The 24,655-nt window shown below is 41.2% G+C and carries 15 protein-coding genes; 10 read left to right on the top strand and 5 right to left on the bottom strand.

Annotated features, from left to right (window positions below; genetic code table 11):
- Window positions 1–60: 60 nt before the first annotated feature.
- From ACRWQM_RS09810 to ACRWQM_RS09795, 4 genes are all read right to left on the bottom strand, one after another.
- Window positions 61–2,013, bottom strand: a complete 1,953-nt coding sequence (locus tag ACRWQM_RS09810) for an alpha-amylase family glycosyl hydrolase (RefSeq protein WP_434929848.1) — start codon at window positions 2,011–2,013, stop codon at window positions 61–63.
- Between the two features lie 62 nt (window positions 2,014–2,075).
- Window positions 2,076–4,034, bottom strand: a complete 1,959-nt coding sequence (locus ACRWQM_RS09805; protein WP_434929847.1) for a glycoside hydrolase family 13 protein — start codon at window positions 4,032–4,034, stop codon at window positions 2,076–2,078.
- 261 nt (window positions 4,035–4,295) lie between these two features.
- Window positions 4,296–5,795: a tryptophan halogenase family protein gene (locus ACRWQM_RS09800; protein WP_434929846.1), complete on the bottom strand. Its 1,500-nt coding sequence runs from the start codon at window positions 5,793–5,795 to the stop codon at window positions 4,296–4,298.
- Between the two features lie 81 nt (window positions 5,796–5,876).
- Window positions 5,877–8,600, bottom strand: coding sequence for a TonB-dependent receptor (locus ACRWQM_RS09795; protein ID WP_434929845.1), 2,724 nt, complete (start codon window positions 8,598–8,600; stop codon window positions 5,877–5,879).
- Window positions 8,601–9,100: 500 nt separating this feature from the next.
- Here ACRWQM_RS09795 and ACRWQM_RS09790 point away from each other — a divergent pair, with 500 nt between their 5' ends.
- The 4 genes from ACRWQM_RS09790 (at window position 9,101) to ACRWQM_RS09775 (ending at window position 15,864) form a co-directional block, all read left to right on the top strand.
- Window positions 9,101–10,741, top strand: coding sequence for an alpha-glucosidase (locus ACRWQM_RS09790; protein ID WP_434929844.1), 1,641 nt, complete (start codon window positions 9,101–9,103; stop codon window positions 10,739–10,741).
- Between the two features lie 107 nt (window positions 10,742–10,848).
- Window positions 10,849–12,117 carry a sugar MFS transporter gene (locus tag ACRWQM_RS09785; protein WP_434929843.1) on the top strand — a complete coding sequence of 423 codons (1,269 nt, stop codon included), beginning with the start codon at window positions 10,849–10,851 and terminating at the stop codon, window positions 12,115–12,117.
- A gap of 146 nt (window positions 12,118–12,263) precedes the next feature.
- Window positions 12,264–13,478: an RsmB/NOP family class I SAM-dependent RNA methyltransferase gene (locus tag ACRWQM_RS09780; RefSeq protein ID WP_434929842.1), complete on the top strand. Its 1,215-nt coding sequence runs from the start codon at window positions 12,264–12,266 to the stop codon at window positions 13,476–13,478.
- Window positions 13,479–13,620: 142 nt separating this feature from the next.
- A complete protein-coding gene (locus ACRWQM_RS09775) occupies window positions 13,621–15,864 on the top strand; it encodes a bifunctional diguanylate cyclase/phosphodiesterase (RefSeq protein ID WP_434929841.1) in 2,244 nt (747 codons plus the stop codon).
- Window positions 15,865–16,024: 160 nt separating this feature from the next.
- Here the strand turns inward: ACRWQM_RS09775 and ald are convergent, their stop codons facing one another.
- Window positions 16,025–17,140, bottom strand: a complete 1,116-nt coding sequence (ald, locus tag ACRWQM_RS09770; RefSeq protein WP_434929840.1) for an alanine dehydrogenase — start codon at window positions 17,138–17,140, stop codon at window positions 16,025–16,027.
- Between the two features lie 182 nt (window positions 17,141–17,322).
- Between ald and lrp the strand changes: the two genes are divergently transcribed.
- From lrp to serS, 6 genes are all read left to right on the top strand, one after another.
- Window positions 17,323–17,823: a leucine-responsive transcriptional regulator Lrp gene (gene lrp, locus ACRWQM_RS09765; protein WP_226410050.1), complete on the top strand. Its 501-nt coding sequence runs from the start codon at window positions 17,323–17,325 to the stop codon at window positions 17,821–17,823.
- Window positions 17,824–18,081: 258 nt separating this feature from the next.
- The gene (locus tag ACRWQM_RS09760) at window positions 18,082–20,820 is read left to right on the top strand and encodes a DNA translocase FtsK 4TM domain-containing protein (protein WP_434929839.1); all 2,739 of its coding nucleotides are present in this window, start codon (window positions 18,082–18,084) and stop codon (window positions 20,818–20,820) included.
- A 20-nt stretch (window positions 20,821–20,840) separates the two neighbouring features.
- Window positions 20,841–21,473 carry an outer membrane lipoprotein chaperone LolA gene (gene lolA / locus ACRWQM_RS09755; protein ID WP_434932017.1) on the top strand — a complete coding sequence of 211 codons (633 nt, stop codon included), beginning with the start codon at window positions 20,841–20,843 and terminating at the stop codon, window positions 21,471–21,473.
- 60 nt (window positions 21,474–21,533) lie between these two features.
- Entirely contained in the window at window positions 21,534–22,811 is a 1,278-nt protein-coding gene (locus ACRWQM_RS09750) for a replication-associated recombination protein A (RefSeq protein ID WP_434932016.1), read from the top strand.
- A complete protein-coding gene (gene crcB, locus ACRWQM_RS09745; protein ID WP_226410047.1) occupies window positions 22,804–23,178 on the top strand; it encodes a fluoride efflux transporter CrcB in 375 nt (124 codons plus the stop codon). Before ACRWQM_RS09750 ends, crcB begins: the two co-directional genes overlap by 8 nt.
- Before the next feature lie 18 nt (window positions 23,179–23,196).
- Window positions 23,197–24,483 (top strand): serine--tRNA ligase, encoded by a 1,287-nt coding sequence (gene serS, locus ACRWQM_RS09740; RefSeq protein WP_434925989.1) that lies wholly within the window; start codon window positions 23,197–23,199, stop codon window positions 24,481–24,483.
- Window positions 24,484–24,655: the final 172 nt, after the last annotated feature.

Raw genomic sequence — 24,655 nt, 5'->3', positions numbered from 1 at the left:
TTTTATCAATACTTCATCCCCCAGCCAGTTTTGCCAAGCTAGGGGATACAGTAAAGATGCCTATGGTGAAACGCTCAATATAACCGACTCTAGTGGTTGTAAGCTGATATTAATTGTTGCATTACCCTGCTTTTGTGGTGTTAATTTTAGCTGATCTGTCGATCCGCTCAGTAAGTCAGTTAACTTAACGTGAGTATGAATGTTCCACTTTTGCACAAGGTTTTTGGGGAGTTCAAGGCTAAATTGCTTGGCTTCATGCTGGCTAAAGTTACTTGCTATAATCAATTGCTGCTGCTGGTTATAGCGGCTAAATGCAAACACTTTATCGTCATATCCGACCACGTTAAGTTTGCGCTGATATGTATCTAACTCTTGATACTCACCTTTTAATGCTGTTGCTGTGTGGCTTAAATTTAATAGCCGTTGATAATAGTGGCGCAGGGCTTTTTCTTGCGCTGTTGATTGTCCTCCATCAAATTTGCCGTTATTCATCCAACGTTGATGCGCCGGTACGCCAATATAATCAAAAATACTGGTACGAGTCGGCTGACCAAAGCCTGCGTGTTCTGTGCCTTGTTCGCCAACATCTTGTCCGAAATAAAGCAAAGTGGGGGAGCGGCTAATTAAGGTTGAAACCACCATAGCCGGTAAGGCTGCTTCTGCAGAACCCGCAAAGTCAGTAGTGTTAATCCGCTGTTCATCGTGGTTTTCTAAAAAGTGCAGCATATGGGCTTCAATGTCGGCGACTTTTGCCTGGTCGATAGCAATTTGTGCGGTACTAGCCTTGTCTTGAATGATGTTTTTGAGGGTATCGTATAAATCGACTTTATCGTACAGATAGTCCATTTTGCCTTGTTGAATATAGGCGCGATAAAGACTTGGGTTATACACCTCGGCGAGTAAAAACGCATCGGTTTTGGTGTGTTTAATGTGGCTGTTGAGATAGCTCCAAAATTCTACGGGCACCATTTCGGCCATATCGTAACGAAAACCATCAACCCCTTTAGCTAACCAATATTGAGTGATGTGCTCAAACTGACGCCATGAATCTGGAATGTCCTTATTGGGTTGCGACTGCCAGAATAGATAATGTTCAGCAGCTGATTTTGTGTCAAAGCCATTAGGCAAGGCAGGGAAGTCATGGCTGCCATCGGGCTTAACACCATAATTAATTTTGACTGTTTCATACCAGTCATTAGCGTCCGGTTTGGCTAATCTCGAGCCATTACCCGTCCATTTGGCGGGAGACTCTTTGAATAACCCGTCACTCAGTGGATTGACTTCGCCATTTAATGGTTGATATCCATTGGCTGGGTCAGGGACTTGAAAATTTTCGCCAACGACATAATAGAAGTTGTTATTTTTACTGTAGGTTTGAGTTTTATCATCTTGAGCGCCAAAATCTTCTACACCTGCGGGCGAGGATAATGATTGATAATTACGCGCCACATGGTTAGGTACAATATCGATAATGACCTTCATACCTTGTTGATGGGTACGGGCAATGAGCGATTCAAACTCTGCTAAACGGTTGGCTGGGTCATCGGCTAGATCAGGATTAACATTGTAATAATCTTTTACTGCGTAAGGCGATCCCGCACGGCCTTTGACTACGTCAGGGTCATCGTTTGCTATCCCTATTGCAGTGTAGTCAGTAATGACTCCGTGGTGGGGAACGCCTGTATACCAAACATGGGTTGTGCCTAACGACTTAATGTCTTGTAATGCCACATCGGTGAAGTCGCTAAATTTACCCACGCCGTTTTCGTCAAGAGTACCCCAAGGCTTGTTGGTTGTGTTGGTATTGCCATATAGGCGGGTGAACACTTGATAAACCACTGCTTTATGGGGCAGTTCAGCGGCAATGTCAGCACTTTGATTTTGTGCTGATGTGGTATCAATAATAGATCCTGTTGCAGAAGGCTTGTCACCAGAGCAAGCCGTTAAGCAACCACTGAGGATGAGTAAAGTGGATACACGAGACAGAGTTAAGGGTAATGGCGTTAAATTCATATTAGGATTCTTATTGGTTAACGTATTTATTAATTTTAAATGCTGGCATGTGTCAGTCACGATTAATGTTGTCCACTGGAAAGTAGCAGAATAGTGACGCCTTTTTGCGTTAATTTAAGGGTTTGTTCTAATGAATACGATTGCGATGTCAGAATATCTTTGGCGATGATAGGTTCTGCACTCGGTTCATTACCGGTAATACTTGACTGAAATCGAGCTAACTCTAATTCAACCACTTGCTCATTTTTGTTATAAATGATCATTAACGTTTCATCTTCGGCTTGCCTAAATTGCACATAAACTCCCTCTTGGGGCGCATAATGAGTGAGTTTACCTGCCGTAATCGCTTCAGACTGCTTACGGTAATTGAGCAATGTTCGCGTAAAGTTAAGTGCATCAACTTGAGTGGCGGTGAGATTGGTATTTTCTAACACGCTGCGGTTATCACCATTCCAACCACCTGGAAAATCAGCCCGAACCGCGCCGTCATTTCGGTCTTTTGTGGGGCTGGTCATCGCCACTTCAGTACCATAAAAAATTTGTGGAATACGGTTACTGGTTAGCACGTATGCCATGGCCATTTTGTATAACGCCATGTCTTCATTTAACAAGCTGTATAAACGATTAGTGTCATGATTACCCTCAAATAACACCAACTTTGTTGGGTTGGCATAAACCACATCATTGGCGAGCATTTCATATAAGTTTATTAACCCAGTCCCCCAATCTTCTTTTTCGTTTAAACTTGAAATGATTTTTTCATACAAAGGGAAATCCATCATGCTTGGTGAATATGATTGATAACCGTCTTTATTGTTTTTGCCTGCTTGCCAATAACTGACCGTGATGGGGTTGGCGGTCCATTCTTCACCGACGATATTAAAGTTGGGATATTCATCCATTACCGCTTTAGACCACTTTGCCAAAAAAGCTTTGTCGGCGTAGGAGTAGGTGTCTTCACGAATACCGCTAAGGCCTGCATATTCCACCCACCAAATACTGTTTTGAATTAAATAGGTAGCTAAATAGGGATCGCGCTGATCCAGATCAGGCATAGTGTCGGTAAACCAGCCGTTTTCAAACTCTGCGGTGTCTAATGCTACTGCATAAGGGTCTTGTACTGTGGTGCGTTTGTGGCTGGTATAAGTGATATTTTTAGCATCTTGCTGCCATTTAGCTTGGCCGTTAATCCAGCTTGAGGTGGGAAAACCTAGGCCATTAGGCTTCATCCATTGATGGCCAGAACCCATATGATTAACCACCACATCTTTAATGATGCCAATGCCAAAAATGTTGGCTTCTTCTACTAAGGATTTATATTCTTCATTACTGCCAAAGCGTGGATCAATTTTGTAAAAGTTGGTGGCAGAATAGCCATGATAAGAATACTGCGGTTGATTATTTTCAAGTAGTGGGTTGATCCAAAGCTGGGTGACGCCTAAATCTTTCAAGTAGGGCAGTGCTTTACGAATACCCATAATGTCACCACCATGGCGACCATCTTTATCGGCTCGATTAACCTGTTCAAGCATGTCAGGGTGGTTATCATTTTCCGAATTGCCGTTAACAAAACGGTCGGGTGTAATGAGGTAAATTACATCTTTATTGCTAAAACCTTGACGGTTTTTAGACTCTTTCTCTCGCGCTAAAATAGGGTATTCAATGCTTTGTATGAGCGTATTATTATCATAAAGCCCAATCGTTAAGGTTTGTGGCGGTGCATTGGTCAAATCTAAGTTGATAAATAAGTGATGTTGGCTTTGTGAGGCATTAACATCGACTAAATTTATATCGATGGCGTGAATAAGCTTTACGTCAAATTTGCTTATGTTTTTGCCGTACACTAATAGTTGTAATTGGCTATTGTGCATGCCAGCCCACCAGGACTCGGGCTCCACTTTGAACGATTCAATTTTTATTGGACTGATGTCTGCAAAAGTATGAGCGCTGAACAACACAGTGGCACTGAATAATAAGCCAGTGATAAGAGAATAAGCCTGCTGGTGTCGAGTTAATTCCATGGGGTACCTTATTAAATTTAGTCTTTAGTTAACTTCAGCTCGGGATAATAAACGCTTACCAAACAGCCCTTTGTCTTGCTAACTGCGTTTCATTAACGTGCAATAGGCCAGCTATTGACGTGTTAATGCACCTTGTTTTCAAAACAAATAGCAAGTTTGCTAAAAAATAAGCTAAATCTGTTGAATTCAGCCTATTGAGCCCATCTCTTAACTCGAGTTGAGGTTAGTTATTTTTGTAATCAACAATTTTTTGCTCATTATTTACAGCTTGTTAATAAAATGCTCATGTTCAGGCATTGCATCAACAGTTCGACCTATGATGGTTTTGACATTAGTCAGAAACTCTTGCAAGTCATGGTCTTGAATACTATTGGCCAGTGGGTTGAAGTCTTTAGGCATAATACCTTGACCTAGCATCACTTGAACCCAAGCAGCTTCGGTAAATAGCTCATCTTGATGGCGTGTCACTGTGCCGGTTGCGGTAAATAAATCTATTTTGCGTTGCAGTGATTCAGGGATGGCCATTTCGCGGCATTGTTGCCATAAATCAGCCTCTTCACCGCGATTATTTGCACGTTGATTCAGATGGTAATGCAGAATGATAAAGTCACGAATTTGCTCAAATTCCGCTTGTGACTGGCGGTTAAACTCATCAATATTGGCTTGTTGAACGCCATTGTGGGGAAATAGCTTTGTTAACCTAATAATGGCTGATTGAACCAAATGCAGGCTGGTGGACTCCAGCGGCTCTAAAAATCCACTTGATAACCCAATCGCGACACAGTTTTTGTGCCACTGCTTTTCACGTCGGCCGGTTTTAAAGTTAATCTTTCTAGGTTCGGTTAATGGTTTAGCATCAAGATTGTTCAATAACAGTGCTTTGGCATCGTCATCGGAGATAAATTTACTGCAATAAACCAAGCCATTACCTGTACGGGTTTGTAATGGGATACGCCATTGCCAGCCTGCATCATGGGCAATTGAGCGTGTATAAGGGGTGATTGTTGCTGTGCGTTCACATTGCACCGCATAAGCACTGTCGCAGGGTAACCAATGCTGCCAATTTTCAAAGCCAACCTGCAATTTTTTTTCAATAAGTAGTGCGGCAAAACCAGAACAATCGATAAAAAAGTCGCCGCGAATACACTGATTACCCTCTAATGTGACTGATTCAATATTACCGTTTGGGGTCAATTGAGTTGAGGTAATTAATCCTTCAATCCGTTTAACGTTGAGGTTTTCGCTGTATTGGCGCAGTAATGAGGCGTAAAGACCGGCATCGAAATGATAGGCATGGGTAATACCAGCAAGTGGTGAGCCTGCAACCTTGTCCATGACGGTAAATTTATTGGCCTTAGCTGCCTGATAATTGAGTGAGTATTGCCAAAAGTCGCTATTGTCTAACGGGTTTGATTTTAGCCAGTAATGATGAAATTGAGTAAAGCCAATGTCTTTACCTACGTCGCCAAAGGCATGCATATAACTTTGTTGTTGCTTGCCCCAGTTTTCAAATTCAATACCCAATTTAAAGGTGGCTTGGGTGTGTTTAATAAAATCAGTTTCTTTAATGCCCAGCACACTATTAAAAATTTGCAGCGGAGGAATTGTCGCTTCACCAACGCCTATGGTGCCAATGTCCTCTGATTCAATTAAGGTGATGTTGAGCTGTGACTTAAAAAGCCGAGTCAGCATGGCCGCTGTCATCCAACCCGATGTACCGCCGCCTACAATTACAATGTTGTTGATTTTGTTGTTATTCATAGTAATCGCCTTATGTGATATTACCTATAAAGTAAAAAAGCCCCTGTAACAGGTTACAGAGGCTTTTTTGTCGCCGCTAGATTAGAACTTGTAGTTCGCACCTAACATGAAATTGCGACCGTAGTTTTGATAGTCACGTACATGACGCGCATCATCACCAGTATATGAAGTGAATGGCTCATTAGTTAAGTTGTTCACTTGAAGTACTACTGATAGACCGTATAAGGCATCAATTCCACTTTCAGTAAAGTCATAACCCACTTGCGCATCAACCACGGTTTCAGCTTTAACGTTAACATTTTGACGAGTCAAACTGATAGCCGTGACTTCACCTAAGAAGTCGCTGCGGTAACGTGAGCTAACACGGGCTTCAAAGCCTGAGTTTTCATAGTAAACCGTTGCGCTGAATGTTTTTTCAGATAAACCAGGCAGTGCCGTTGGATCACTTTCAGCGGTTTCTTTTACTTCAGAATCGTTGTAAGCACCGCTAAGCACTGTACCAAAACCCGTCAGTGAATCAGCAAATAAGCCGAAATCTAAAGAGAATGTAGCTTCGATACCTTGTACATAACCGCCGTCACCATTTTGTGGTTGCGATACAACGCCCAGTGGGTTGTCGCCTGGGTTTTGCGGTAAAATTGTACTGAAATCAAATACAGCCTGTTGATTGTATACGAAGTTTTCTAAGTCTTTGTAGAATGCTGCTACTGCAAAGTAACCTTGATCACTAAAGTAGTTCTCGTAACTTATATCAAACTGGCGGGCTAACCATGGACGTAGTTCAGGGTTACCTGCACCACCAGACCAGTTAATACCGTCATTTGGATTTTCATTGTAGCTAAAGTTAACGTTAGCATTCATTTGATCCATGCGAGAGCGAGTTAATGTACGCGCAGCAGCAAAACGGATCATCTGACTATCAGCAACTTCAAAACCTAAGTTGATACTCGGTAGCCATTCAACATAATCATCGCCCGCAGTGCGTGGCGTCATGGTGACTTCGCCATCAGCAACAGTTGCCACAGTACCGTCAGAACTTTGCTTAGACTGTACCGCTTGTAAACCTAAGTTACCGGTCACAGGAATATCAAACAGCTCAGTTTCTAAATTACCCATCACGTATGCAGTGGTAATTTCTTCACTTACAGCCCAAGAGTTAGTTGCACGTGATAAATCAACATTTGCTACGTCAGTTTCAGTATAGTTACCGTCATTATAGAAGGCTAATGAGTCATAGCTGAGTACATCACCCATACCAAAGAAGCCAAGTGATGTTGGTGACAATAAGTATTGATCTGGCACTGTCATCATATAATTAGGATCAGTACCGTCATAACCTTTAAGGGTTAAGTAGTAACCTTTGTCTAATTTTGTTTTATCACGCTCAGTGTAGTTCACACCAAATTCGATGCTGCGGAAAGCGCCGCCATCAAAAACATACTCAGCACTTAAACGCAAAGATTGTAATTCATCTTCAATTTCAGGTTTGTTAATAAAGCCATCTTGAGTGTTAGCGCCTAATGGGCTGCCCCAACCAAGTGAATCGCCCAGTCTAATTACGCTAGGATCAGCATAATTTAGGCTGTGGTTGAATTCATAACCACCATTGCCATTATTCACAAAACCTAAGTCGTCTACTGCGCCAACGCCAGTGCCACGGCCTGTACCAGTGTAACTTTCCATACCAATGTCGGTACGGTCAGCTTTAGACAAACCAATGTCAGCTTCAACAGACCAATTGTTATTAACTTGGAATTTGTTATTCCAACCAATAGATAATGATTCTGCATCACGCTTGTTTACATCGTTACGCACCACAACTTCTGCGCCACGAATAACGCCTTCAGTGACTAAACCGTCTTCAGTTTTAGTCGCTTCAACACCGCCGTTAGCGCCCCAAGCAGCAGGAATTTCAATACCGCGTAAACGTTGGTCATCGGTGAATTTAGAGTAGTAAACATCTACCACAGAATGGAAAAAGTCATTTGGTGCATATTCAAAAACGGCTAGCACACCATCACGCTCAAGTTCACTTGAACGTACAAATGGCTTAGCACCGCCTAATACGCTATCACCAGCAGCATTTTCTGGGTAACCCCATGCTTGCCAGCGCTCTTCCTGGTTAGGCGATTGCATGCGCGCATAGCCTAAAGCAATACCAATAGTATCATCAGCAAATTGGTCGATATAAGAGATACTGCCGCGATAACCTTTGTCTTCAGAGCCGCTGTTCAGTGCGCCCAGGTCGTTCATTTCGCCACGTAAGCCGATAGCAAAAGTTTGCTCGCCGTGTGCTAATGGGCTAATAGTTTGCATGTCAACCGTGCCACCAATGGCTTGAGCCATCACAGAGGCGTCAGGTGTTTTGTAAACAACAACTCGGTTTAATAATTCTGATGGATATTGGTCAAACTCGACACCACGGTTATCATTCACAGAGGCTTGTTCGCGTCCGTTTAATGTTGCCGTGGTGAAATCTGGGCCCATGCCGCGAATAGAGATAACGTTTGCACGACCATCAAGACGCTGTGCAGATACACCTGGTAAACGCGCTAGTGACTCAGCGATTGAAACATCCGGTAATTTACCAATGTCTTCAGCAGAAATAGCTTCTACGATGGAAGATGAAGACATCTTAAGTGATTGTGATTCTTGTAAACTGCGGCGAATACCTGTGACTTTTACCACTTCGATATTTTCATCTGCAGTGGTTGCGGCATTCACGTCGTCAGCCGCATAAGCACTGATGCTTGCTCCTGCAGCGACTAACGCTAATGTGAGTAGGCTTGGTTTAAATAGCAACATTCATCGTTCCCCTTTTACGACGGCTTAACCTTGATATATCGAGTTCAAGTATTAGCAATCTTTTTGATTTTGGTTACAGTCTTTATTGTGTTTTTGTATCAGCATACTTAATTGACTGCAGTAAGTGCTGAAGTTATGACCAAATTGTTGCACAACAGTGACGATACTACTCCTAGGATTGTTTGACCGACAATATTATGCATACGTATTCAAAAGCTTTGCCGTGATAAAGTTGTACAGAATTTACATTTTACTAACCTGAATTTGATGTAACTAATATGAGTTAAGTGTATGTATACATTTATGATATCGCAATTTTAGAATAGATTGTTTTTAAAGTATTTTTATGCATACGTATGCAGGTCTATTGAACCTCATTTCCCTATTCACGTATCCTCAATGCCACAACAATATAACGATGGCGTGTTATAACGTCGCAACATGTGTTTAACATCATTAAAAAAGTGGGTCGATGATAAACATCATTTAGAGGGAATGTTATGGGTCAAGTAACCTGGTGGCGTGGCGGAATAATTTACCAAGTTTATCCACGTAGTTTGATGGATTCGAACGATGATGGCGTGGGTGACTTACAGGGGATCATAGCCAAGCTTGACTACATTGCTAGTCTAAATGTCGATGCAATTTGGATTTCGCCATTTTTTAAATCACCAATGAAAGACTTTGGTTACGACATTAGCGATTATCGTGATATCGACCCCATGTTCGGCACTATGGCTGATTTTGACGAACTGATTAATAAAGCCCATCGTTTAAACATCAAGATTATTATTGATCAGGTACTCAGCCATACTTCTGATCAACATGCATGGTTTGAGGAAAGTCGCCAAAGCAGAACTAACCCTAAAGCTGACTGGTATGCATGGGCTGATCCTAAAGATGATGGCAGCGCACCCAATAACTGGTTAGCTATTTTTGGTGGTTGTGCTTGGGAATGGGAGCCTCGACGTCAGCAATATTATTTACATAACTTCTTAAAAAGTCAGCCTGACTTGAACTTTCATTGTGACGACTTACGTCAAGCTGTGTTAGACAATGTTGAGTTTTGGCTTAAAAAAGGAGTTGATGGTTTTCGCTTAGATGCGATTACCTTTTGTTATCACGATGAACAGTTGCGAGATAACCCAGCTAAACCAAAAGATCAGCGCCAGGGGCGTGGTTTTAGTGAAGACAATCCATACGCTTATCAATATCACTACTATAATAATACTCGCCCGCAAACCGTTGGCTTTATCGAAGAGTTACGGGGATTAATTAATCGCTACCCAGGTGCGGTGACTTTAGGGGAGGTTTCTTCAGAAGATTCGTTAGCGACTATGGCTGAATACACTCAAGGTGATGATCGCCTACACATGGCTTATAGCTTTGAACTGTTAACCGATGATTTTAGTGCAGCCTATATTCGTCAAACTGTTGAAGAGTTAGAAGCCAGCATTGGTGATGGCTGGCCGTGTTGGGCCATTGGTAATCATGATGTTCAGCGTGTGGCATCTCGCTGGGGTAAAGGCGAGAGCAATACTGATTTAGTTAAAATGCTCAATGGTATGCTGTTTTCCTTGCGCGGCAGTATTTGCAGTTATCAAGGTGAAGAATTAGGTTTAACCGAAGCGCCAATTGAGTTTGAACAGCTTCAAGACCCATTTGGCATTGCATTTTGGCCGATGTTTAAAGGCCGCGATGGGTGCAGAACGCCGATGCCTTGGAGTAAAACTGCAACTCAGGCTGGATTTTCTCAAGGGCAACCTTGGTTACCTATTCCTGCGGAGCATGCCAACCAAGCTGTTGATGTGCAGGAAATGGATCCATATTCAGTATTGAACAGTTACCGTCATTTTTTAGCGTGGCGAAAAAAGCAAACTGTATTAATAGAAGGGGATATTGAGTTTATTGATACCTTGCCGGCAGTCTTAGGTTTTAAACGACAAATTGATGATAAAACAATGCTGGTGTTATTTAATTTAACCGCTGAAATTGCCTATTTCGATCTAGGGACATTGGCGCTAAGTTCCTTGACAATAAGTTATATCCACAGTGAGCATGGACTGTTAGCTGGAGAAGTAGATGATTCTGATCAGATAAAACTCCCGCCGTTTGCCAGTTTCTTTGCTGATTTATCATAAAGACAAGATTACGTCGTTAACCTTTTTGTTAATGGCGTTTTATTTTACAACAGCACTTAACACGCTTTAAGTGTCACAATAACAACAATAGATAAGAGACCTTAATTATGGCTTCAACAATATCAGGTTCAACGAATACTTCTGCATCGGGTGGTGAGGGTAACTTCCGCTTTGCACTTGTTTCATTAACTTCATTGTTTTTTATGTGGGGGTTTATCACTTGCTTAAACGATATTCTTATTCCCCATCTTAAATCGGTATTTTCGCTGACTTATGCTGAAGCGATGTTAATTCAATTCTGCTTCTTTGGTGCCTATTTTTTAGTGTCACTGCCTGCAGGTATGCTGGTTAAGAAACTGGGTTATCAAAAAGGGATTGTTACTGGGTTAGTGATTGCCAGTATCGGTTGTTTATTGTTTTATCCTGCTGCGGCACTTGCTGTATATGGACTTTTTTTAGGTGCTTTATTTGTACTTGCTTCTGGCATTACTATTTTACAAGTTGCAGCTAACCCTTATGTAAATGCATTAGGCAGTGCTGAAACCGCATCAAGTCGATTAAATTTAACTCAAGCATTTAATGCACTCGGTACCACGGTGGCTCCCTTTTTTGGTGCGGTATTAATTTTATCTGTTGCTTCAGGTGCAACCGGTGACTTAAGCCATGCTCAGGCAGAAGCTGAAGTGGTGAAATTACCTTATCTTATTTTAGCCGGTATGTTGGCATTACTCGCGGCTATTTTTGCAAAAATTACCTTACCAAAAATTGTGGAACATAATGAACCAGCAGATACCGCAGGCAAAATTAGTCACAATGGCAAAACCAGTGCAGTTCAGTCGCTACACCTTGTTTTAGGTGCTGTGGGTATTTTTGTTTATGTGGGTGCAGAAGTTGCAATTGGCAGCTTTCTAGTCAGTTTTTTGGGCGAGGAAAACATCGCTGGATTAAAAGAAGCGGATGCCGCTAACTATATTGCTTATTATTGGGGCGGAGCAATGGTAGGGCGCTTTATTGGCTCGGCTGTAATGCAAAAAATTCCTGCTGGAACCGTGCTAGCGTTTAATTCATTAATGGCCGCGGCTTTAGTATTGGTGGCAATGAATACGCAAGGCATGCTTGCCATGTGGGCCATTTTAGCGGTTGGCTTATTTAACTCTATTATGTTTCCGACTATTTTCAGTTTAGCGTTACGTGATTTAGGCCCACATACTTCACAGGGCTCAGGCATTTTATGTTTGGCTATTGTTGGCGGTGCAATCATTCCATTATTACAAGGCGTGATGGCAGACAGCATGGGCTTACAACCTGCGTTTATTTTACCCGTGATATGTTATGGGTTTATCTTGTTCTATGGTGCAAAAGGCTCAAAAATGTAATTTAGGTTATATTCATTGGGCAACAGGCCATATGACTATCCAAAGCGACCATTTAGGTCGCTTTTTTATTGCTATCAGTGGCGTAAATACCTATGATCGGCGCAATTGTGTTTCTGTTTTTTCATTGTGTCTAAATTGAGAGTGTTATGCTGACTTATTCCTTATCTGGCAGTTCTTCTGAGCTGGTGTTAAATGTGTTAACCATGGTACTAAACCAGGGCAAGCCATTAGATCGTGCCTATTCACATAACTTCTCTGGTTTACAGCTTGAACCTGCTGAACAAGCGCGTATTACTGTGGTTGCCGGAGATATCTTACGTCGATTAAATCTGTACTGCTTTATTGTTGATATTGAACAGGATGAATTTGAACGTTTAGGGTCTAAATTGCTTAATGGTTGGCATCTTTTCCATGATTTAGCCTTACCCAAAATGCAATATTCATTGCAAGTTGATGAAGCGACATTGAGAGCAAACATTGAAGCGGCTAAAGCGATACCGACATTATGGGATGGTTGCCCAGAATGGTTAGATATTTTAGGAGATGCGCAGTTAGGCGAAAAATGGCCTGCTGAACGTGCAGCATTAATGCAAGCCCCTAAGCGTTATATTCGCGTTAATGGCTTAAAGTGCGATCGTGAAACATTGATGGAAAAGCTAGCCAAAGAAGGTGTTGATACTCAAATAGTTGAATCTGTCGATAGCGCCCTTGAAGTCACATCTAATTCTGCCTTATTTAGAACAGATTGCTTTCAAAAAGGGTTATTTGAGCAACAGGACGCTGGCTCGCAATTAGTTGCCGCTGCTGTAGATGCTAAACCTGGTATGCGCGTAGTAGATGCCTGCGCAGGTGCTGGCGGCAAAACATTACATATAGCAGCACAAATGCAAGGAAAAGGGCGCTTATTAGCGATGGATATTGAGCAGTGGAAACTTGATAACCTTAAAACCCGTGCTAAAAGAGCGGGTGCCCATAATGTTGAAACCCGCATTATTGCCAGCTCTAAAACCATTAAACGACTAAAGCTGACCGCAGACCGAGTATTACTTGACGTGCCTTGTTCAGGTTTAGGGGTCCTAAAGCGTAATCCTGATTCAAAATGGCGTGATACCGCGGAACGTCTACCGATATTAATTGAGCTGCAAAAACAAATCATTGATAGCTACAGTCGTATGGTCAAAGTCGGCGGTATGTTGGTTTATGCGACATGCTCAATTATGCCGGATGAAAACCGCAATCAAGTTAATCGTTTTCTAGCAGACAATCCTCATTTTAGTTTAATTGATGATGAATCTATTTTGGTTTCAGAGCATGGTTTTGATGGTTTTTATATCGCCAGAATGAGCCGAGATTCAGAATAGTGTTAGGTGAAAATGTAAAATTCTTTTACTAAAAAACAATAATTTCGAAACAAATGTTGATCATATTTAATATAATGCATACCCTTGATTGGGTACTTATGTTGAGTGTTTTAACTTGTAATTATTGTCTGTTTGGAGTTGCATGGATTTAGGTCAACCAGATACCAACCTTGTGTCCGAGTTATTATTAACCGCACAATACAAGTCAAGTATTGAACGCTATAGCACTATTCTTAACATGGTGCTTGAAGGCGTATCCTTGGGTGAGATTTTACACTCCTTAGTGTTGTTAATCGAAGCTCAAAAAGTGGGTACCCGGGCGTCAGTCTTATTACTCAGTGATGATGGGAAAAGATTATTATCCGGTGCCGCGCCTAACCTTCCAAGCGAATATAATGATGCCATCAATGGTGTAGCAATTGGCCCTAACGTGGGTTCATGTGGTACCGCGGCACATTTGCAGCAAAGAGTAATAGTCGAAGATATTGAAACTGATCCTAATTGGATTGACTATAAATCTCTACCTCTTAAAGCGGGGTTAAGGGCATGCTGGTCAGAACCTATTTTTGATACTGACAATCGAATACTCGGTACATTTGCCATGTATTACGACACGATAAAATCACCCACTGAGCAAGATTTACATTTAATTCAAGAAGCAGCAAGATTAGCCAGCTTAGCTATTGAGCGTAGTCGAGGATTACATTTACAACGTTTAAGCAGTAAAATTTTCGAAAATTTACCAATAGCATTAGTCATTACTAACGAGCAAAATGCCGTATTATCCGCTAATCCTAGCTTTATTAAATCAACCACACTTTATGACTATAATAATAAAACCTTTGATATTAAGGCTTATTTGCAGTCTTCAGATCAAGACCTTATTGATGAGTTATTCACATTTATTCATCGTGGACATTCGTGGGTAGGGGAATTAAAAGGCTTAAAAACAGTTGACGATATTATCGATATTGAGCTGGTTGTTACAGTTATTCGCGATTCGTTAACCCAGCAAAATTGTTATGCCTGGATGATTACCGATATTTCCGCTAGAAAAACAGCTGAAAAATTAATCGACTTCCAAAATAATTATGATCAACTTACCGGCTTAGCGAATCGAAGATATTTATTCAAAAAATTACAAATTTTAATTAATCAAAGCACAGCCGTACACGGCCAATCACAGTTCAGTTTGATGATTCTAGATTTAGATCATTTTAAGCAAATTAATGATTCCTTGGGTGCTGATAATGGTGATGAAGTTTTGTGCCGAGTAGGCAAGCGTCTGCTCGAGATTATTCCTGAAAATAGCTTGCCTTGCCGAATTGCTGCAGATGAATTTGCGATCGTGCTACCTGGAAATCAAACCATTGAAAAATTATCTGTGTTTGCTGAGCAAGTTAAAGCTGTAATAGGTAAAGAAATATCTATTAGTAATGAACTTCTGAGCTTGAGTATTAGCAGTGGATTTGCCACATTCCCCAATGATGCTTCGAGTGCAGAACTCATATTAAATTGTGCTAGCCAAGCGATGTACAATGCCAAGGCCAGTGGACGTAATTGTTATCAATTTTTTAATCAGGACATACAATTAGAAGCTGAGCGCACAGCGCAGCTGCATTTTTATTTGAAAAAAGCAATAAGCCAAAATGAATTTGAATTATATTATCAGCCGATTGTGGATCCTATTAGTGGCAAAATAATTAAGGCCGAAGCCTTACTGCGCTGGAGCCATGACGGTAAGTTCATTTCCCCAGATCTGTTTATACCTATTGCAGAACAATCAGGCTTAATTGTTGAAATAGGCGAGTGGGTTAAAACCCAAGCTGTAATGACCGCGATAGAGCTAAAAAAACGTAATCTAATCATTCCACTATCGATTAATGTCTCCACATTAGAGTTCTGGTCTGGGGATCTTCAAAAACGATTTTTACAGTATTTTGATACAGTCCTTGAAACACTAAGTATTGATGTATTTCCTTATGAGATGATTACTCTAGAAATTACTGAATCACTTATGATGAAACAGCAATCTGAAGTGTGCGAGGTTTTGTCGCTATTACGTAAAAGAGGCATACAAATTTCCATAGATGACTTCGGTACAGGCTATTCATCATTGTCATATTTAGTTAATTTCCCCGTTGACCAAATAAAAATAGATAAGTCTTTTATCCAAAAGCTTGAGACAGACTCTCGGCATAATGCTTTGGTCGAGGCTATTGTGAGCATGAGTAATGCACTTGATCTGACTGTTGTTGCCGAAGGGGTTGAAACTCAGAGCCAGTTAGACTTTGTCAATCAATTGAATATTCCCGCAGTACAGGGCTATTTTTTCTATAAGCCTATGCCTAAAGCCGATTTTCTTAATTTGATGTTATTAAACTAACGTAAAAAGTGGGTTAACTTTGGAATACCCTTCTTAAGTTGTATTCAGTAAGTTGTTATTTGGCGATGCTGATATTCAATAGTGCAACTTTAAACATCACTTTTTTATGGGCAAAAAAATACCGCTGAATAGCGGTATTTAAATTTGATGTTTAAGCTTATTAAGCAAGTAAACTCTTTGGATCGGTAAAGGTGAGTGAAAGTGCTTCAGCTACTTCTTTACAGACGATCTTTCCATGCATGACATTTAAGCCATTGAGGAAGTTTTTGTCATTCAATAAAGCTTGCTTATATCCTTGGTTCGCTAACTTAATGATATAAGGCAAGGTGGCATTATTTAATGCAAAAGTTGACGTGCGTGCAACAGCACCAGGCATGTTAGCGACACAGTAATGAACTACATCATCAACGATATAAGTTGGGTCTTGGTGAGTAGTAGCGTGAGAAGTTTCTACACAGCCACCTTGGTCAATAGCAACGTCAACAATGGCACTGCCAGGCTTCATACGCTTAACCATTTCTTTGGTGATAAGTTTAGGTGCTGCAGCGCCTGGCACCAATACACCGCCAATCACTAAGTCAGCTTCAAGTACATGGCGCTCAATAGCATCAGCTGTAGAGTAAATCGCTTTGACTGCTGAGCCAAATTGCACATTTAAGCGACGAAGAGCATCAATGCTGCGGTCAAGAACAACCACATCAGCACCCATACCAACAGCCATTTGTGCAGCATTAGTGCCGACCATACCGCCGCCAATAATCACAACTTTAGCTGGCTCAACACCTGGTACACCACCTAGTAACATGCCACGACCACCAAGTGACTTCTCTAGTGCACGGGCACCTGCTTGTATAGACATACGACCAGCAACTTCAGACATAGGAGCAAGTAGTGGCAAGCCGCCACGGTCATCTGTAACGGTTTCGTAAGCAATACATACAGCACCACTTTTAACCAGATCTTCAGTTTGTGCTAGATCTGGTGCAAGGTGTAAATAAGTAAATAGAATTTGGTCGTGGCGTAACATGGCACGCTCAATCGCTTGTGGCTCTTTTACTTTTACGATCATGTCAGCTTTAGCAAAAATTTCGGCAGCCGTTGCTGAAATAACAGCACCTGCGTCGATGTAATCTTGATCGGTAAAGCCAATACCAACACCAGCATCAGATTGAACAAAAACATCATGACCTTTAATAGTCAACTCGCGAACACTTGAAGGAACCATGCCAACACGGTATTCGTGGTTTTTGATTTCTGTTGGAACACCAATAATCATTTTTGAGCCTCGATTAGAATTGTACTCGTAGGATAGACGAGTAATTTTATTATTAATTATTTACCCTGAACGTGCTTGTTTCAGAGAACTCTAGTATAGTACTGCTTAAGTAGTTTATCCTGCTGAAGTTTGATAATAAAAAGATACAAATGTCGTTTAAGCGTTAAATTAGAGTTTAAAATATGGCTAACAATAAAAACTATTCAATAAAAGATTTGGACCGGATTGATAGAAACATTTTGAATGAACTCCAAGTGGATGGTCGTATTTCAAATGTCGAATTGTCTAAACGTGTTGGCCTTAGCCCAACACCTTGTTTAGAAAGGGTTAAGCGTCTTGAAAAGCAAGGGTATATAAATGGGTACACGGCATTAGTTAATCCACACTATTTAGGCGCATCTTTATTGGTATTTGTCGAAATTACCTTAAATCGCGATACCCCTGATATTTTTGACCGTTTTAATCGTGCTGTTCAACTACTCGATGATATTCAAGAGTGTCATTTGGTCTCCGGCGATTTTGACTATTTGCTTAAAACGCGGGTACCCGACATGTCTGCTTATCGTCGTTTACTTGGCGAAACTCTGCTAAAATTACCTTCAGTTTCTGATACACGTACATACGTGGTGATGGAAGAAGTGAAGCAAACCAATAAAGTTGCCCTAAATTTACTGGTGGATTAATCGCAATTATTGATTTCACATTAACATGGCGTACTACATTAGTGAGTCAAAAAAAGAAACTGCGACAGAATTAGTCGTTGAATCGGCTAATTCTGTTTATTATTCATCCATTCTTAATCATTCCTTAATTCAAGCGATTAAATCCTATTCACATTCAATTGAGCTTATGGTGTACTCAGTGCATAATCACTGATAACACAGACTAATTCTGTTATATTCTGTACTATTAATCTCTCTCATTTTTTATGGATGATTCCTTTGACTCAGGGAAACAATTTAAAAACACTCAGTGGACTGCAGCGACTGCTTGAAGGCGGTTTAATTCTTTGCTGTATGGTCGCCACCTACATTTTGTTGGCGTTATCTAGCTTTAGCCCTAATGATCCGGGTTGGAGCCAATCGCATTTTCAAGGTGAAATACATAATTGGACCGGTGCTGTTGGCGCATGGACCGCTGATGTTTTATTTTACTTTTTTGGTTTTATCGCTTACACCATCCCCGTCATTATTGCTGCTACCGGTTGGTTCTTTTTTAACCGCTCACATCGATTGCTAGAAGTCGATTATTTTTCTGTAGGTCTTCGTATTATCGGTTTCATGTTAATGGTACTTGCGCTGGCTGCTATGGTGAGCATGAATGTCGATGATATCTATGTATTTTCTGCTGGTGGTGTAGCGGGTGATGTCATCAGTCAAGCCATGTTGCCTTATTTTAGTATATTGGGTACCACGTTATTATTACTGTGTTTTATTGGTGCGGGATTTACCCTCGCCACAGGAATTAGCTGGCTAACGATTATTGAATTGCTTGGCCGTGGCGTTATTTGGTTAGCAAAGAAGATATGGCAATTACCGCAAGTGTTCAAACGTGAACGTGAAACCGAAGATACACGTGGTTTTATGTCTGTTGTAGATAAGTTTAAACAACGCCGTGACAGTGGGTTTGACGATGAGTTGTCACATTCTTTTACCGCTAATATTGATGAAAAGAAAACTGCTTCATCACGAAATATCCAAAGCTTACTTAAAGCAGATAGATCACATTCTGAATTAAAGCAAACAACTTCTAATGTATTTGATGCTGATGAGTCATCAACTGATGAAGATAGTCCAACACCAACAATAGAGAAAAAGCGCAGTATTTTTAGTCGTAAAATAAAACCTGAGCCGCTTGAGCCTAAAGTTGAGTCTGAAATAAATGAAGATGACGATGATGAACGCTTGGAACCTAAAATGTTCCAACAGGACATTAATGATTTAGACCCGTCTTTTACCTCTTGGTCTGAAGACGATGAAGTCAGAACCCCGAGTTTTTCGGCTATTGATGATTTGGATGATGATCTTGACGATGATTTAGATGAATCTAATAATGACATCGAATTTGCACCAGTACATTCTACTGGCGCGTTAGTCGCTCAACAGCAACCTAAAAAAGAAGCCAAAATTGTAGATGGTATTGTGCTCATTGATGGTCAAACACTTCAACAAGCCAAAAAACCGATGACTTTATTGCCGAGTATCAGTTTATTAGATGTGCCAGATAGAAAGAAAAACCCGATTAGTGAAGAAGAATTAGAGCAAGTTGCGCGATTAGTGGAAATGAAGTTAGCCGATTTTAATATTATCGCTAACGTTGTAGGTGTGTATCCTGGCCCTGTTGTGACACGTTTTGAACTCGAACTTGCACCGGGAGTGAAGGCCTCAAAAATCACTAATTTGTCAAAAGATTTAGCGCGCTCATTATTGTCAGAAAATGTCCGTGTTGTGGAAGTTATTCCAGGTAAAGCCTATGTCGGTATAGAGTTACCTAACAAGTTCCGTGAAACTGTGTACATGCGCGATGTATTAGACAGCGATGCTTTTAGAGACAGTAAATCAACCTTATCTATGGTGCTCGGCCAGGATATTTCCGGCGAGCCTGTCATTGTCGATTTAGGTAAGATGCCACACTTATTGGTAGCGGGTACCACAGGCTCGGGTAAATCAGTAGGCGTAAACGTGATGATCACCAGCTTATTGTATAAGTCTGGTCCTGATGACGTTCGCTTTATTATGATCGACCCTAAGATGCTTGAATTGTCAGTTTATGAAGGCATCCCACACTTACTGTGTGAAGTGGTAACCGATATGAAAGAAGCCGCCAATGCACTGCGTTGGTGTGTGGGCGAAATGGAACGTCGTTATAAATTGATGTCGGCTTTAGGGGTGCGTAATTTAAAAGGTTACAACATCAAAATTAAAGAAGCCGCAGCCAGAGGGGAATATATTCCGGATCCACTTTGGAAGCAGTCTGAAAGCATGTTAGATGAAGCACCGCCATTAGACAAATTACCTGCAATTGTCGTTGTGGTAGATGAGTTTGCTGACATGATTATGATAGTGGGTAAAAAAGTGGAAGAGTTGATTGCTCGTATCGCCCAAAAAGCCCGAGCTGCAGGTATTCATCTTATTTTGGCCACCCAGCGCCCATCTGTAGATGTTATTACTGGTTTGATTAAAGCTAATATACCGACTCGAATCGCATTCCAGGTATCGTCTCGAATAGACTCAAGAACCATTTTAGATCAACAGGGGGCCGAAACGTTATTAGGTATGGGCGATATGTTGTATTTACCACCAGGTACTAGCGTGCCAAACCGTGTTCATGGTGCTTTTATTGATGACCATGAAGTTCATAAAGTGGTTGCAGATTGGTGTGAACGCGGTAAGCCTCAATATGTTCAAGAAATTTTGAATGGTATCTCAGATGGAGAACAAGTGCTGTTACCTGGTGAGACCGGTGACTCAGATGATGAGTTAGATGCACTTTATGATGATGCGGTTGCGTTTGTCACAGAAACTCGACGAGGCTCAATTTCAAGTGTGCAACGTAAATTCAAAATTGGTTATAACCGAGCAGCACGAATTATTGAATCAATGGAAGCGCAAGGGATTGTTAGCTCACAAGGGCATAACGGAAATCGTGAAGTTTTGGCGCCACCGCCACCAAGAAATTAGTAGGAATTTTTATGCTATTTATGCGTACGACCATGATTTCAATGACAGTAATGGCTTTATTAAGCAGCCACAGTGTAATGGCTGACGATGCCAATGCATTGCGAGCCAAGCTCACTAATATTGACAACTTACATGCTAAGTTTGAGCAAAAAGTAACGGATGTAAACCAAAAGCTTATTCAGTCAGGTAGCGGAATATTTGCTTTGTCGTACCCGAATAAATTTTACTGGCACTTAACTGAGCCTGATGAATCATTGATTGTAGCCGATGGTCTTAGTGTATGGGTATATAACCCATTTGCAGAGGAAGTCACTGTGATGGATGTATCACAGGCGGTCGATGCTTCTCCTATAGCGCTGTTAGTTCATCGTGATGAAGCAACATGGTCGCAATATAATGTCACCAAAACGGCTGGCAAAGCTGAGTGTTTTGATATTTCCCCCAAAGAAGCTCGTGGTAATGTTGTGGCGGTTGCTGTGTGTTTTAAAGGTAAGCAACTGTCTGCGTTTGATTTAACCGATGAGCAAGGCAATTTAAGTCAGTTTATGCTGACAGAGCAACGTCCTGTTTCGCCATCTGAAAAAACGTTATTTAAGTTTGCCATTCCTGAAAATGTTGATATTGACGATCAACGTTTAAAGCAGATCCAATAACTGAAGGTGGCAAATCTCGGTTTTGATTTCGCGCCTGATTTTCGCCCACTTGCGGCAAGAATGCGGCCGCGTGAAATTAGCGAATACATAGGCCAAAAACATCTATTAGGTGAAGGGCAACCCTTACGTAAAGCCTTAGAGGCAAATCGTGCCCATTCTATGTTGTTGTGGGGGCCACCTGGGACTGGTAAAACCACCTTAGCCGAAATTATTGCCCATTATGCCAATGCTCACGTTGAGCGTATTTCTGCGGTAACATCAGGTGTAAAAGACATCCGTGCTGCAATTGAACAAGCTAAAGCGATAGCCCAAAGCCGTGGACAACGCACCTTATTATTTGTTGATGAAGTACATCGATTTAATAAAAGTCAGCAGGATGCATTTTTGCCTTTTATTGAAGATGGTACGGTGATTTTTATTGGCGCAACCACTGAAAACCCCTCTTTTGAAATCAATAATGCCTTATTATCTCGTGCGCGTGTTTATCTCATTAATCGGTTAACTGATGATGAAATTATTCAAATAGCGCAACAAGCATTAATGGATAATGAGCGCGGTTTGGGTAAAAGACAACTTGAATTGCCTAGTTTGGTCGCTAAGTCATTGGCGCAAATATGTGATGGCGATGCCCGAAAAGCGCTAAATTTAATCGAGTTAATGAGCGATCTGGTAATCGATAAAGGTCAATTCAGCCTTGATATGCTTACTCAAGTAGCCGGTCATCAAGTTGCAGGTTATGACAAAAATGGCGATCAGTTTTACGATTTAATCTCAGCGGTTCATAAATCGGTTCGTGGCTCCGCCCCAGATGCTGCTTTATACTGGTTCTGCCGTATTCTAGAGGGTGGCGGTGATCCTTTGTATGTTGCTAGGCGATTATTAGCTATTGCATCTGAAGATATTGGTAATGCCGACCCGATGGCAATGACAGTTGCGTTAAATGCCTGGGATTGCTTTCATCGCTTAGGTCCTGCTGAAGGTGAGCGTGCTATAGCCCAAGCGGTACTTTATTTAGCCAGCGCGCCAAAAAGTAATGCTGTTTACACCGCATTTAAACAGGCCAGAGAGCTTGCAAAACAAACTGGGCATGAACCTGTGCCCAATCATTTACGTAATGCTCCTACCAAATTAATGAAAGAAATTGGCTATGGTCAAGAATACCGCTACGCCCATGATGAACCTGACGCATTTGCTGCTGGAGAGAATTATTTCCCAGAATCTTTACTCGACAGTCATTTTTATCAACCAACAGACCGTGGTTTTGAAAAGCGTATACAAGATAAATTAGCCAACCTTGAGCAACGTAATCGCCAAAGTGAGCACAAACGCTATGACTAATATTCTATTTGTTGCGTTAGGTGGGTCAATAGGTGCTGTTTTACGTTACCTTATTTCAATTTTTATGATCCAAGTATTTGGAAGCAGTTTTCCTTTTGGTACACTGTTGGTCAATGTATTAGGATCGTTTCTAATGGGGATAGTTTATGCCTTAGGGCAACTGAGCCATTTAAGCCCTGAAGTAAAGTCACTTGTTGGTGTTGGCTTACTTGGGGCATTAACTACCTTTTCTACTTTCTCCAATGAAACCTTATTGCTGATGCAGCAGGGTTTATGGTTTAAAAGTATGCTTAATGTGTTGCTGAATGTATCACTGTGTTTATTCATGGTGTATTTAGGTCAGCAGCTGATTTTTTCACGCGTTTAACTAAAAAGAACTAACAACATGCTAGATCCAAAATTTTTGCGTAACGAACTAGAAGTCACAGCTGAGCGTTTAGCTGCCCGAGGTTTTACTTTGGATGTAAAACACTTATCCACATTAGAAGACAAGCGCAAAACGCTACAAGTCGAAACAGAAGAGTTACAAGCTTCTCGTAACGCGATTTCTAAGTCGATAGGCCAAGCAAAAGCTCGTGGTGAAGATACCAGTTCGATCATGGCGCAAGTAGGTGATTTAGGTGCCCAGTTAGATGCTAAAAAGACCGAATTAACCGCGTTATTGCAAGAGTTAAACTTAATTGCAATGAGTTTACCTAACTTACCTGACGATGCTGTCCCACAAGGTGCAGATGAAAATGACAACGTAGAAGTGAGACGTTGGGGCACACCTAAATCGTTTGATTTTGAAGTTAAAGATCACCTTGATTTAGGCGAAGCACTCCAAGGTCTAGATTTTAAAAATGCGGTCAAAATTACTGGTTCGCGCTTTATTGTGATGAAAGGTCAAATCGCGCGTTTAAATCGTGCTCTTGGTCAATTCATGCTTGATACCCATACTAGTAAACATGGTTATACCGAAGCCTATGTGCCGTTATTAGTGAATGAAGATAGCTTACTGGGCACAGGTCAGTTGCCTAAGTTTGGTGAAGACTTATTCCACACCAAGCCTGCAACTGAAGAAGCACAAAGCTTATCTTTGATCCCAACCGCCGAAGTCCCGCTAACTAACTTGGTGCGTGACACGATTGTTGATGAAGCCGAATTACCGATAAAAATGACGGCTTTAACAGCGTGTTTCAGAAGTGAAGCAGGATCATACGGTCGTGATACCCGAGGTTTAATTCGTCAGCACCAATTTGATAAAGTTGAATTAGTGCAAATTGTTCACCCAGACCATTCAATGACCGCATTAGATGAGTTAACTAAACATGCTGAAAGCATTTTAGAAGCGCTCGAACTACCTTACCGTACAGTTGTATTGTGTACTGGTGACATGGGCTTTGGCGCAAGTAAAACATTCGACATTGAAGTGTGGTTACCTGCCCAAAATACTTACCGTGAAATCTCTTCTTGTTCAAACATGAAGGACTTCCAAGCGCGTCGCATGCAGGCTAGATATCGTAATAAAGTGGATAACAAGCCTGCCTTATTACATACATTAAATGGGTCTGGTTTAGCGGTTGGACGTACTTTAGTGGCAGTATTAGAAAACTATCAAAATGCAGATGGTACTATTACAGTGCCTGCAGTATTGCGTCCATATATGGGTGGTTTAGCCGTTATTGGTTAACAGATACAATTAATCCTCAGTAATCATTAATGAGATGGTTATTGAGGGTAAGTGCTTGGGAAAGTACGACTATGGCGCCTAGGCGTAATGATAATAATAAAAGTAGAATCTACTCGTTAGTGATGTTGTTTTTCGGTGCGTTAGTAATGTTTCAATTTGCTCAAGCACTTTT

The organism is Shewanella sp. HL-SH5, assembly GCF_051163755.1.
Taxonomy (GTDB): Bacteria; Pseudomonadota; Gammaproteobacteria; order Enterobacterales; family Shewanellaceae; genus Shewanella; species Shewanella glacialimarina.
Note: the sequence above shows the minus strand (reverse complement) of the source record. Positions and strands in the feature narration are given on the sequence as shown.